Annotated in this window: 11 protein-coding genes and 1 pseudogene; 9 read left to right on the top strand and 3 right to left on the bottom strand. The window is 71.4% G+C overall.

Annotated features, from left to right (window positions below; all coding sequences use genetic code 11):
* The first annotated feature begins 15 nt into the window (after positions 1-15).
* On the top strand, positions 16-1,098 hold the full coding sequence (locus tag FHU33_RS23315) for an Ldh family oxidoreductase (protein WP_142027931.1): 1,083 nt from the start codon (positions 16-18) through the stop codon (positions 1,096-1,098).
* Between the two features lie 48 nt (positions 1,099-1,146).
* Here FHU33_RS23315 and FHU33_RS23310 read toward each other — a convergent pair whose 3' ends face one another.
* Both FHU33_RS23310 and FHU33_RS23305 read right to left on the bottom strand, forming a co-directional pair.
* Entirely contained in the window at positions 1,147-1,398 is a 252-nt protein-coding gene (locus FHU33_RS23310; RefSeq protein ID WP_142027930.1) for a hypothetical protein, read from the bottom strand.
* 76 nt (positions 1,399-1,474) lie between these two features.
* Positions 1,475-2,137 carry a GntR family transcriptional regulator gene (locus FHU33_RS23305; protein ID WP_142027929.1) on the bottom strand — a complete coding sequence of 221 codons (663 nt, stop codon included), beginning with the start codon at positions 2,135-2,137 and terminating at the stop codon, positions 1,475-1,477.
* A 354-nt stretch (positions 2,138-2,491) separates the two neighbouring features.
* Here FHU33_RS23305 and FHU33_RS23295 point away from each other — a divergent pair.
* The 5 genes and pseudogenes from FHU33_RS23295 (at position 2,492) to FHU33_RS23275 (ending at position 8,597) form a co-directional block, all read left to right on the top strand.
* Positions 2,492-4,096: pseudogene (locus FHU33_RS23295) on the top strand (UGSC family (seleno)protein).
* Positions 4,097-4,190: 94 nt separating this feature from the next.
* Entirely contained in the window at positions 4,191-5,210 is a 1,020-nt protein-coding gene (locus FHU33_RS23290; protein WP_142027927.1) for a Bug family tripartite tricarboxylate transporter substrate binding protein, read from the top strand.
* Between the two features lie 51 nt (positions 5,211-5,261).
* Positions 5,262-5,804 (top strand): tripartite tricarboxylate transporter TctB family protein, encoded by a 543-nt coding sequence (locus tag FHU33_RS23285; RefSeq protein ID WP_142027926.1) that lies wholly within the window; start codon positions 5,262-5,264, stop codon positions 5,802-5,804.
* Positions 5,801-7,330, top strand: coding sequence for a tripartite tricarboxylate transporter permease (locus FHU33_RS23280; RefSeq protein ID WP_142027925.1), 1,530 nt, complete (start codon positions 5,801-5,803; stop codon positions 7,328-7,330). The genes FHU33_RS23285 and FHU33_RS23280 overlap by 4 nt, the downstream gene beginning before the upstream one ends.
* Positions 7,331-7,451: 121 nt before the next feature.
* Positions 7,452-8,597: an acyl-CoA dehydrogenase family protein gene (locus FHU33_RS23275; RefSeq protein ID WP_142027924.1), complete on the top strand. Its 1,146-nt coding sequence runs from the start codon at positions 7,452-7,454 to the stop codon at positions 8,595-8,597.
* A gap of 98 nt (positions 8,598-8,695) precedes the next feature.
* Here the strand turns inward: FHU33_RS23275 and FHU33_RS23270 are convergent, their stop codons facing one another.
* The gene (locus FHU33_RS23270; RefSeq protein ID WP_142027923.1) at positions 8,696-9,205 is read right to left on the bottom strand and encodes a carboxymuconolactone decarboxylase family protein; all 510 of its coding nucleotides are present in this window, start codon (positions 9,203-9,205) and stop codon (positions 8,696-8,698) included.
* A gap of 95 nt (positions 9,206-9,300) precedes the next feature.
* On the opposite strand from FHU33_RS23270, the gene FHU33_RS23265 reads away from it, so the two are divergent.
* From FHU33_RS23265 to FHU33_RS23255, 3 genes are read left to right on the top strand one after another with little or no spacing between them, the layout of a single operon-like run.
* Positions 9,301-10,506, top strand: coding sequence for a CaiB/BaiF CoA transferase family protein (locus FHU33_RS23265; protein ID WP_211355332.1), 1,206 nt, complete (start codon positions 9,301-9,303; stop codon positions 10,504-10,506).
* Positions 10,503-11,288, top strand: coding sequence for an enoyl-CoA hydratase/isomerase family protein (locus FHU33_RS23260; protein WP_142027922.1), 786 nt, complete (start codon positions 10,503-10,505; stop codon positions 11,286-11,288). Before FHU33_RS23265 ends, FHU33_RS23260 begins: the two co-directional genes overlap by 4 nt.
* 5 nt (positions 11,289-11,293) lie before the next feature.
* On the top strand, positions 11,294-12,028 hold the full coding sequence (locus tag FHU33_RS23255; RefSeq protein WP_142027921.1) for an SDR family NAD(P)-dependent oxidoreductase: 735 nt from the start codon (positions 11,294-11,296) through the stop codon (positions 12,026-12,028).
* The last annotated feature ends 7 nt before the right edge of the window (positions 12,029-12,035 follow it).

The following is a 12,035-nucleotide window of genomic DNA, read 5'->3' as shown; positions in this document are numbered from 1 at the left end:
GAAGAAGGTGACGTCATGAGATTTCCGGCGGCGGCGCTGGAGGAGCAGGCCCGGGGCGTGCTGGCGGCGTGGGGACTGCCTCCGCACGCCGCCACCACGGCGGCCGAGGTCATGGTCGACGCGGATCTGGCCGGTATCGACTCCCACGGGATCTCGATGCTGCCCACGTACGAGTCGCTGCGCGGTCGCGGGGACCTCGTGCTCGATGTGCAGCCGACGACGGTCCGGCAGAACGACGTGACCGCGGTCGTCGACGCCGGGGGAGGCCTCGGGCATCCCGTCGCGGTCGCGGCCATGGGACTGGCCTGCGACAAGGCGGCGGAGCACGGCGTCGGCACCGTCGCAGTGCGCAACTCGCACCACTTCGGGGCGACCGGCTACTACGCGCGCCTCGCAGCCGGGCGGGGGCTCATCGGTCTGGTGACCTCGTCGGCGCGGACGGTCTGCGTGCCACCGACGCGCGGCGCGGTTGCCCGGTTGGCCACCAACCCGCTGGCGTTCGCCGCGCCGGCCCGCCGCAACGCCCCCTTCGTGCTGGACATGTCGACGAGCACGGTGGCGGTCAACAAGGTGAAGGTGCACGGCTACGCGGATCGGCCGCTGCCGGCGGGATGGGTCCTGGACGGCGCCGGCGTGCCGGTCCGCGATCCGCACGAGGCCATGGACGTGCTGCGCAACCGGGACGAGGGCGGGCTCACGCCCCTCGGCGGCACGGCCGAGATGTCCAGCCACAAGGGCTACGGCCTCGCTGTGATGGTGCAGGTGCTGGCCGCCACGCTGTCCGGGGCGTCGTTCGGCGCTCTCCGTTCCCCCGGCGATCCCGAGGACATCGGGCACTTCTTCCTGGCCCTGGACCCTGCGGCCTTCCGCGACGCGGGCGCCTTCCTCGATGACATGGACGACCTGATCGACACGCTGCGCGCCACCCCGCCGGTCGACCCGGAGCTCCCGGTGCTGGTGCCCGGAGACCCCGAGGCGGCCTCCCGGGCGGAGCGTCGGCGCGACGGCGTCCCGGTCCCGGAGGTGCTGCACACCCAGCTGCGCGGCGTGTGCGAGCGCGCCGGGACGCCGTTCCTCCTCACCGATCCCATCGGCTGAGGCTGAGAGGCCTGTCCCGACAGGATCGATCGTCAGGCGGAACCGGCGTCAGGCCGGCCGCAGCACCGTCATGGCACTGACGGGCGCACCCCGGCGCTCGAGGGCGTCGGTCGCGATCGCGATCAGCGTGGGCTCGGGCACCAGGCAGTCCGCGCACGCCGCGTCGTCGAACGACAGGCGCAGCTCGTAGACCCCCGCCTCGACGTCGGCGAGTTCGACGCTCACACCGTCGTCGAGCATCGCGGTGAGTTCCTGCTCGGCCTCGGTCCTGGCGGTGGGAAGGGCGGCGTCCGCGGACATGACTGCTCCTGTTCTGGTGTGGCCTCCTGCAGGTCCCACCGCGAGCGTGCGAGCGGTGCAGGGCAGGAAGTCTCTCCTAGAGGTGCTCGCGCAGCTTCGCCGCGTGCAGCACGTGGTCACGGGCGCGGTCCTGCGCCCGCTTGGCGTCGCGGTCGCGGAGCGCCGCGATGATCTCGTCGTGGTCGGCGGCCAGCGCCTGCGCCGCGTCGGGGTCGGCCCAGATCGTGACGCGCGGCGGGAACAGCGACCACAGGCTCGATGCGTGCGAGGCGATCAGTTCCGAGCCCGCGTGGTAGATCGTGAAGTGCAGCCGGCGGTTGAGGACGGCGAGGTCCTCCCCGCTACCACCCCGGTATCCCCGGATCTCCTCGTGGACTGCCTCGATCCGGCTGAACTGCTCGTCGGTCATGCGCTCGCACGCCACGGCGGTGGCCAGCGCCTCGATCTCGGCACGCAGCAGGTAGACGTCCTGGACGCGCTGTGGCGAGAGCTCGCGCACCGTGGCGCCGCGGTGCGGGGCGTAGCTGATCGTGCCGCCCGCCTCGAGCAGCCGTAGTGCCTCGCGGACGGGGGTGGCGCTGACGCCGTAGCGGGCTGCGATCTCGCTCTGCCGGAGCGAGGTGCCGGGGACGACGACGCCGCTGGCGATGTCCTCGCGGAGCCGCTTGAGGACGTACTCGGTCTTGCTCAGCGGAGGGCCCGTCAGCGCCTGTTCCTGCGTCACGTTCGTCTCGGTCATCCCGGCACCGTCCTGGTCGTCGTCCCTGCACCCGACCTCGGTGAGGGCGGCCGGCTCGTACCGGCCGCCCCGTCACGCGCGCGGTTACACGGACGCGGGCCTGTCGGCCTATATAAGATACAACCACCGCTGCTGATCGAACAGATCTCCGGACCGGCGTCCGCGCCGCCGCCTCCTCCTCCGCGGTCGCCCGAACCGAATCGGCACGGGCCGAATCCGTATCACGGCTTGCTATCGACTTGTTGTCCGCATCACATACATCCTATAGCGTTTACAGGCACCGCATGGTCCGGTGCACTGCACCGTGAAGCGCCGAGCAGGTGCGCGATCGCGCACGGAACGGAGAGTCCCGGGATGGTCGTTCGCATCGTCGACCCGTCGGGCAGTGAGCCCCCCACCGAGCGGCTGGCCACCGCGTCGCGCCCCGCATCGCTGGTCGGCGCACGGATCGCCGTCCTCAACAACGGCAAGCCGAATGCGGAGCACGTGGTCACCGTGCTGGGCCGGCACCTGGCCGAGCGCCTCGGCGCCCAGGAGCCCGTCGGGGCCGAGAAGCCGAACTCGTCGCGCCCCTTCGAGGCAGACGTGCTCGACCGGTTCCGCAACTTCGACGCCGCCATCGTGGGCGTCGGTGACTAGGGCTCCTGCACGTCGTGGAGTGTCCATGACTCAGCTGAGCTCGAACGCCGCGGAATCCCCACGGTCATGATCGCCACCGACTCGTTCCTGCCTCTGGCGCGGGCGGTCGCCCGCCAGGAAGGCATCGAATCGATGGCGGTCGTCACGATCCCGCACCCGATCGGTGGGGTGGAGCCCGAGCAGCTCGACGACGCGCTGGCGGCTGCGGTCGACCGCGTCGCCGACGCGCTGCTGTCCTCGCCGGAGGAGGTGGTGACCGTGTCCGCGCCCGCCGTGCACGATGCCCCGGGCGACGTGCTGGAGTTCCTGGGCTTCGCCGAGGGACGACGGTGGAGCGACGGCCTGCCGATGGTGCCGCCGACCGAGGAGCTGGTGGCGCGTGCGGTGGCGGCCACGGGACGCGACGCCGGCGCGGTCGTGGGGCTCGTGCCCCCGTCCAACCGGGGCGCCACGGTGGGTGCGATCGCGGCCAACGCCGTCATGGCCGGCTGCCCGCCGGAGCTGACGCCGGTGGTCGTGGCGGCGGTCGAGGCCGCGCTCGACCCGCGCCTCAACCTGCAGGCGCTCACCACGACCACCCACCCCGTCACCCCGCTCGTGGTGGTGCACGGCCCGGTCGTCGAGCGGCTGGGCTTCAACAGCGGCCCGAACGTGTTCGGCCAGGGCAACCGGGCCAACGCCGGTGTGGGGCGCGCACTGCGGCTCGTGCTGCAGAACATCGGCGAGGCGCGGCCGGGGGAGACCGACCGGGCCACCCACGGGACGCCGGGCAAGTACGCCTACTGCATCGCCGAGAACGCGGCCGGCTCGCCGTTCGCCACCTTCCACGAGGAGCGGGGAGGGGGAGCGTCGGGCGCGGTCACCCTCTTCGGCGGTGAGGGCCCGCACAACATCAACGACCACGGCAGCACCGACGCCGCCGGCATCCTCAACACGATCGCCGGAACCGTGGCCACCCTGGGCAGCAACAACCTGTACCTGCGCGGACAGATGCTGCTCGTCCTGGGGCCGGAGCACGCCGAGGTCCTCGCCCGCGAGGGCTACGACCGGCGCCGGATCCAGGAGGCCGTGCACGCCCACCCGCGCGCCAGGGTCAGCCTGGCCGGCGTCTCCGAGGGCAACCTCGACCGCTATCGGCGCACGGCTCCGCACGTGTTCGCGGGCGTGCCCGACGACGCCGTTGTCCCCATGCTCGACGGGCCCGAGAGCCTGCTCGTCATGGTGGCCGGCGGGCCCGGCAAGCACTCGATGCTCGTCCCGAGCTTCGGCACGACGGAGGCGGTCACCGTCGACGTCACCGCTGGGGGCGCCGGTGGGTGATCCCTCCGTCCTTCCCCCACGTCGCCCGACCCAGGCGGCGGACCAGCGCAGCACAGCGATCCATCCCATGACCCACTCGACGAGGAGATAGACGATGAAGAAGCACGCTCTGCGAGGCACGCTCGCCGCGGTCAGCGCCCTGGCCCTGGTGGCGTGCGGAAGTGACGGCGGGAGTGAGGGCGGCGCCGCCGCCGGAGGCGGGGACAGCGGTGGCGACGGCACCCGCTGGGAGCCCAACCGCCCGATCACCTACATCATCCCGTACGGCACCGGTGGCTCGACCGACCCGATCGGCCGGCAGTTCGCCAGCCAGCTGTCGGAGATCCTCGGCGTCGACGTCATCGTCGAGAACCGGGAGGGCGGCGCGGCGACGATCGGCACCACCGCGATCGTCACGGCCCAGCCGGACTGCTACACGCTCGGCCTGTCCAACCACACGGCGCTGGCCAACCAGCCGGCCCTCAACCCCGACCTGCCGTTCCAGACCACCGACGACTACACCCCGCTGGTGAAGCTGGCCGACATCCCCGTGGTGCTGGCGGTCAACGCCGACACCCCGTGGCAGACGCTGGAGGAGTTCCTCGCCGCGGCGGAGGCCGACCCCAACGGCATCGGCTACGCGACCTCCGGTGCCGGCGGCACGCCGGACACGAACGCCAAGCTGCTGGAGATCCGCACGGGCATCGAGCTCAACCGGGTGCCGTTCAGCGGTGGCGGCGGTGAGGCCCTGACCGCGGTGGTCAGCGGCGAGATCGAGTCGATCGGCACCTTCTACCCGTCGATGGAGGGCTTCGTGGACTCCGGCGACCTGCGGCCGCTGGGCGTCTTCTACGACGAGGAGTACGCGCCCACCCCCGATCTGCCGCTGATCGGCGAGCAGTTCGAGGGTGCCATCACGCCGGCGGCCTACTACACGATCGCGCCGGCGGGCCTGGACGAGGAGTGCCGCGACACCCTCGTCGAGGTCTCGGAGGAGATCGTGACCTCCGACGAGTTCGCCGCGTTCGCCGAGGAGAACGGCTACGTGGTCGACCCGATCCAGCTCGACGACCTGGCTCAGGAGATCAACGACTACCGGCCGGTCTTCGCCGAGATCGAGGACTCGGACGCCTGATCGGTCGATCCGATCCTCTGATCCGTCGCTACTGATCTCAGGAAGGGACGTATGAGTCGGCAGAGTCCGGCCGACGCACCCCCCGCCACGAGTCCGGCCCTTGGCAGCAAGCGCAAGGGCCGGCTCGTGGTCGGCGGGCTCGGCCTCCTACTGGGTGCCTGGTTCACCTGGTACACCTGGGGCAACGTGCCCATGGGCACGCGGGACCGCCCGGGCGCCGGTGTGTTCCCGCTGGTCATCGGGGTCGCCATGATGGGTGTCTCCATCCTGACGCTCCTCGAGGCGTGGCTGACCGACAAGGTCTCCGGCGACATGCGCCTCCCGCGCGGGGAGAAGCGCAGGACCGTGCTGCTGATGGCGGCGGCACTGCTCGGCTTCATCGCCCTGTACCAGACGCTGGGGCAGTACATCGCGTCGTCGCTGTTCATGGTCGTGGCGCTGAGCCTGCTCGGGACGCGCTCCCTGATCCGCAACGTCGTCTACGGCATCGCGATCGGTGTCGGCATCTCCGCGTTCTTCATGGAGTTGCTGAGCGTGCGCCTGCCCGAGGGGCTGCTCGGCCCGACCGGCCTGATCGGGGGCCTGTTCCTGTGAACTCCTGGGAAGGGCTGCTGTACGGGCTGGAGCTCGTCTTCACCCCGGAACTCCTGCTCGCCGCCTTCATCGGGGCGGCGGCCGGCACCGCCATCGGCGTCCTGCCGGGTCTGGGTCCGGTGGCCGGGGCCGCGCTGATCCTGCCGCTGACGTTCACCCTGCCGCCCGCGGCGGGTCTGATCATGATCGCCGGCGTCTACGCCGGGTCCATGTACGGCGGGTCGACGACCTCGGTGCTGATGAACATGCCCGGGGAGGCGGCGTCGGTGGTCACCGCCATCGACGGGTACGAGATGACCCGGAAGGGCAGAGCCGGGCCGGCACTGTCGATCATGGCGGTCGGGTCCTTCATCGCCGGCACCATCGCCATCATCCTGGTGACGCTGATGTCGCCGCTGCTCTCCAACGTGGCGCTGCTGTTCGGTCCGGCCGAGTACCTGGCGCTGACCGGCGGAGGCCTGCTGGTGCTCGCCCGGGTGTCGGGCGGGAGCCCCGCCAGCGGGTTCTTCCCGATGGTGCTGGGCGTCCTGTTGGGCACGGTCGGGGTCGAGCAGGTGACCGGGTTCTTCCGGTACACCTTCGGCATCCAGGACCTCGCGCTCGGGTTCTCGCTGGTCCCCGTGGCCATCGGCCTCTACGGCATCGCCGAGATCTTCCTGCTCATCGAGGATCCCGAGCGGGCGGCCAAGGTCAAGAGCGTCAAGCTCCGGGAACTGCTGCCCAGCCGGGAGGAGTGGCGGCGGGCGTGGGCGCCGTGGGGCCGCGGATCGGTGATCGGATTCTTCTTCGGCCTGCTGCCGGGGCCGTCGGCGACGCTGTCCAGCTTCGCGTCCTACCGGACGGAGAAGGCGGTCTCCAAGAACCGGGACAAGCTGGGCACCGGTGCGGTGGAGGGCGTCGCCGGCCCGGAGGCCGCCAACAACGGCGCCGCCGTGGGAAGCCTCGTGCCGCTGCTGTCGCTCGGGCTGCCCTTCTCGGCGACCTTCGCCCTGATGCTGGCGGCGATGGTGGTCCAGGGGATCCAGCCCGGACCGCTGCTGATCGAGCAGCGTCCCGACATCTTCTGGAGCCTCATCGCGTCGATGTACGTCGCGAACGTGATGCTGCTGATCCTCAACCTGCCCATGGTCGGGCTCTGGGTCAGCGTCCTGCGCATCCCGAAGAGCATCCTGATGCCCGGCATCATCGTGATCGCCGTGCTGGGCGCCTTCAGCACGCGGTTCAACATGCTGGACGTCTACGTCCTCGTCCTGCTGGGCGCGGTCGGCTACTTCCTGCGAAAACTCGACTTCGCCCTGGCCTCGATGATCGTCGGCCTCGTCCTCGGGCCGTTCATCGAGAAACACTTCCGCGAGGGCATGTTCCTGAGCCGGGGCGATCTGTCGTACTTCGTCGACAGCGGCATCGCGATCGGCATGTGGGTCGTCGCACTCGTGGTGCTGTTCGGTGGCGGGATCTGGAATCTCGTCCGCCGGCGGATCGTCGGCGAGGAGGCCGACAAGGTGAAGCTCGAGGTCGAGGACTGACCTCCATCCCTCCGGGAGCCGGGGGCGCGGGTTGGCGCTCCCGGCTTCGGGAGTCTTTTGTATAGAATATTGATGTCATGACAGCGCGTCGCCCCGGCGCGGCGATCACGAGGAGGCTCCCGTGCAATTCCGTCTCGAGGACGACCAGGAGGCCTTCGCCTCCGCGGTGCGGGACTTCGCCCGCTCGGAACTGCAGAAGGACGCCGTCGAGCTCGCCCACGCCCCCGGCTATCCGTGGGACGTCGCGAAGAAGCTGGCCAAGAACAACCTCCTCGGCCTCACGCTCAAGGAGGAGGACGGCGGTCAGGGCGCCTCGCTCGTCGACGCGGTGATCGCGATCCAGGAGGTCGCCTACGCGTCGCCGAAGGCCGCCGACATCGTGCAGGCCGGCAGCTTCGGGGCGATCCGCACGCTGGCCGAGTACGCCACCCCCGAGCAGAAGGAGCGCTTCCTGCCGGGCCTGCTCTCGGGCGAGAACCTCATCTCGCTGGGGATGTCGGAGTCCGAGGCCGGCTCCGCGGTCACCGAGCTGCGCACCACCGCCGTCCAGGACGGCGACGAGTACGTCCTCAACGGCGCGAAGATCTTCGGCACGCACAGCCCGGAGGCGACGCTCTACCTGGTCTACGTCCGCTTCGGCCCCGGCACCGGCAACATCGGCTCGGTGCTGGTGGAGCGGGACACCCCGGGCTTCACCCTCGGTGCCAAGCACGAGTACATGAGCGGCGAGGAGTGGTCGGAGCTCGTCTTCGAGGACTGCCGCATCCCGGCCGAGAACGTGCTGCTGGGCCCCGGCGGCTTCAAGAAGCAGATCTCCGGCTTCAACGTCGAGCGGATCGGGAACTCCGCCCGCGCGCTCGCCCTCGGGCGCTACGCGTTCACCGAGGCCCGTGAGCACGCCAAGGTCCGCGAGCAGTTCGGCAAGCCGCTGTGCGAGTTCCAGGGCCTGCAGTGGAAGTTCGCCGACATGGCGGTGAAGCTCGACGCGGCGCAGTTGCTGCTCTACCGCGCGGCCAGGAACGCCGACGACGGGCTGCCGTCGGCCTACGACACCTCGGTGGCCAAGCTGGCGTGCAACACCGCCGGCTTCGAGTGCGCGAACGAGGCCCTGCAGATCATGGGCGGGCTGGGGTACAGCACCGACTCCCTCGTCGAGTACTGCCTGCGCCGCACCCGCGGCTGGATGATCGCCGGCGGCTCGCTGGAGATGCTCCGCAACCGGATCGCCGAATCCGTCTTCGACCGCCGCTTCGACCAACGCACGTAGCCGCTCGCCGTCGCCGTCGCCGAGGCCGTCGCCCGGGCATAGGTACCTTTACCTGCGTTTTCGGGCGCAGAACGCAGGTGAAGGTACCTATGCCTGGGTCAGTGCTCGTTGCCGTGGACCTCGAGTGCGACGAGGAAGCGGGACACCATGTTGTAGGCGGCGATCGTGGCGGTGAGCTCGACCGTGCCGCGCTCCCCGAGCAGCTCGCGCGCTTGCGCGAACAGCGCGTCGGGCACCCGGATGTCGCGGGTCACGGCGTCGGTGTAGGCGACGACGGTCCGGTGCGCGGGATCGAGCGCGTCGAGGTCGTCCCCCCGGAGCGACTCGAGCCGGTCCTCGGGGAAGCCGGCAGCGACCAGCAGGGGCGCGTGCGCCCGCCATTCGTAGTCCGCGTCGTTGAGCACGGCGACCCGGCAGATGGCCAGCTCCCGCAGATCGGCGGCCAGTTCGAACCGGGAGCGGACGGCGCCCAGCAGGGTGTTCCAGCCGTCGGCCAGCGGCTCGCTGTGCAGCAGCATGCGGTCCAGCGGGGTGAGGTTGCCGCCGCGGCGGGCGCGCACGCGCTCGGCCACCTCGCCGGCGGGGTCGACGTCGGGCAGGCGGGCCATGGCAGCTCCTCGAAGCGGTACGGGCGATCGGTTTCCTACAGGATGTGGACTATGGTACGGATCACGACCAGGACGACGGAGGGAGCGCTGTGCCGGTGACCGGAGGTGCGCTCGACGGCTACCGCGTGCTCGACATGACGCAGGTCCTGGCCGGCCCCTACTGCACGATGACGCTCGCCGACATGGGCGCCGACGTCATCAAGGTGGAGGGCCCCGACCGGACCTCGCGCCGGTTCGGCTTCGCGATGACCGGCGACGACGGAGCCGCTTTCCTGGCCCTGAACCGGAACAAGCGCAGCTTCACCGTCGATCTCAAGGACGACGAGGGCCGCCGGGCGCTGCTGGACCTGGTGGCCACCGCGGACGTGTTCGTGGAGAACTACCGGCCCGGCGTCACCACCCGGCTCGGCATCGACCACCAGGCCCTGCGCGCGGTGAACCCCCGGCTGGTCTACGCCAGCATCTCCGGCTTCGGGCAGACCGGGCCGTACGCGCAGCGCCCGGGCTACGACATCATCGCCCAGGGGATGTCGGGGATCATGAGCGTCACCGGGGCGTCCGGTGGGCCGCCGATGAAGGCGGGGCTCCCGGTCGCCGATCTCGCCGCCGGCCTGATCGGCGCCAACGCGATCCTGGCCGCCCTGCTCGCCCGCGGACGCACCGGCGAGGGCCAGTACATCGACACCTCGCTGTTCGACGCGGCCATGTCGATGTCGGTCTGGGAGAGCGCCCAGGTCTGGACGACCGGCGAGGTGCCCGGCCCGCTGGGCTCGGCCCACCGCGGCGCGGCGCCCTACCAGGCGCTGCGCGCCGCCGACGGCTACCTGATCGTCGCCGCCAACAAACCGCACTTCTGGCGCAACCTGTGCGTCGTGCTCGGCCGGCCCGACCTCGAGGACGACCCCCGGTTCGCCGCCAACGCCGACCGGCTGCGCAACCTCGACCAGCTGGTGCCCGAGCTCGAGGCGGCCCTCGCCGGCCGCACGGTGGCCGACTGGGTGGAGACGCTGCTCGCGGCGAACGTGCCGGCCGGCCCGATCCTCGACTACGGCCAGTCGCTCGCGGATCCGCACACCCTCGCCCGGGGCATGGTGCAGGAGCTCGACCACCCGGTCGAGGGCCGCGTGCGCACGCTCGGCATCCCGGCCAAGCTCAGCGGGACGCCGGGCAGCCTCCGCCGGCCCGCTCCGCTGCAGGGAGAGCACACCGTCGAGCTGCTGACCGAGCTCGGCTACGACCGGGCCCGCATCGACGGGCTGCTGGCCCGGGGCGGCGTCCGCGCGATGGAGGAGAAGCAGTGAATGAACGGCCCCTGGTTCGCGTCGACCGCCCCTCGCCGGGCGTGGCGGTGCTGACGGTCGACAGCCCGCCGCGCAACGCTTTCACCCGCGACGTCGGCGCGGCGTTCTTCGCGGCGTTCGACCCGCTGGACGCCGACCTCGACGTGCGCTGCGTGGTGATCACCGGCGCCGGGACGGCGTTCCTCGCCGGCGGCGACCTCAAGCTCCAGCAGTCGCTGAAGACCCGTGCGGATGACGAGGCCTACGTCGCCCACCCCCACAGTCTGAGCGCGGCCATGCTGAAGGTGGAGCAGTCGCGGGTGCCGGTGATCGCGGCGGTCAACGGCGACGTGGCCGGGGGAGGGCTTGAGTTCGCGCTCGCCTGCGACATCCGGCTCGCGGCGCCCGGCGCGCGGTTCGTCGCCGCGGGCGTCAACGTGGGCCTGATCCTCAGCTGGTACCGGCTGCCGCGGACGATCGGCCTGGGGCGGGCCAAGCAGATGCTGCTGACCGGCGCGCCCTGCGACGCCGACACCGCCGAGCGCTGGGGCCTGGTCACCGGCGTGCACGAGCCGGAGGAGCTGCTGCCGGCCGCGACGGCGCTGGCCGAGCGGATCGCCTCGCGGGCCCCGCTGAGCGTCGAGAACACCAAGGCCTGCGCCAACCGCGCCTTCGGCCTGGACGACGCGGAGATCACGGCGCTGCAGCGCGAGAAGTTCCTCGAGATGCTCCGCACCCACGACCACCACGAGGCCCTCGACGCGTTCTTCGACCGTCGTCCTCCTGTCTTCGAGCGGCGGTAGGGGCCATGGATCTGGGACTCCAGGGCAGCCGCGTCCTCATCACCGGCGCCTCGGGTGGTCTGGGCGGGGCGATCGCGGCCGGGTTCGTGGCCGAGGGCGCCCGCGTCCTCGCCGCCTCCCGCACCGACGAGCACCCGGTACCGGACGGGGTCGCCGCCCGGGTGCTGGCCGACCTCTCGGCACCCGGCGCGGCCGAGACGCTGGCCGACGCGGCGGCCCGGGAGTTGGGCGGCCTGGACACCCTGGTCGCCGCCGCAGGGGGAGCGGTGAAGGGCCGGGTGGACGAGCTGTCCGACGAGGCCTGGGACGCCGGGCTGGAGGTCAACCTCCGCAGCACGATCCGGTTGGTCCGGGCGACGGCGCCGCTGCTCAAGGAGTCCGGCGGGCGGATCGTCCTGATCAGCGCTCTGTCGGCGAGCGAGCCGCGGCCCGGCCACGTGGTGTCCAACGTCGGCAAGGCCGGTGTGACGGCCCTGGGCAAGACGCTGAGCCGTGAGCTGGCTGCCGACGGCATCCTGGTCAACTGCATCGCCCCCGGCCGGATCCGCAGCCGGCAGCTCGACCGCAACTTCCCCAGCGACGACGCCCGCGCGCAGTTCGCCGCCGCGCACATCCCGCTCGGGCGCTTCGGCAGCGCGGAGGAGATCGTCCCCGTGTCGCTCCTGCTGGGCTCCCCGGCCAACACCTACATCACCGGCCAGACCGTCGGCGTCGACGGCGGCATGGCGATGTCCCTCTGACCTCTGC

It is taken from the genome of Blastococcus colisei (assembly GCF_006717095.1).
Taxonomy (GTDB): Bacteria; Actinomycetota; Actinomycetes; order Mycobacteriales; family Geodermatophilaceae; genus Blastococcus_B; species Blastococcus_B colisei.
The sequence above is the reverse complement of the archived record's forward strand: the minus strand, read 5'-3'. Positions and strand labels throughout refer to the sequence as shown.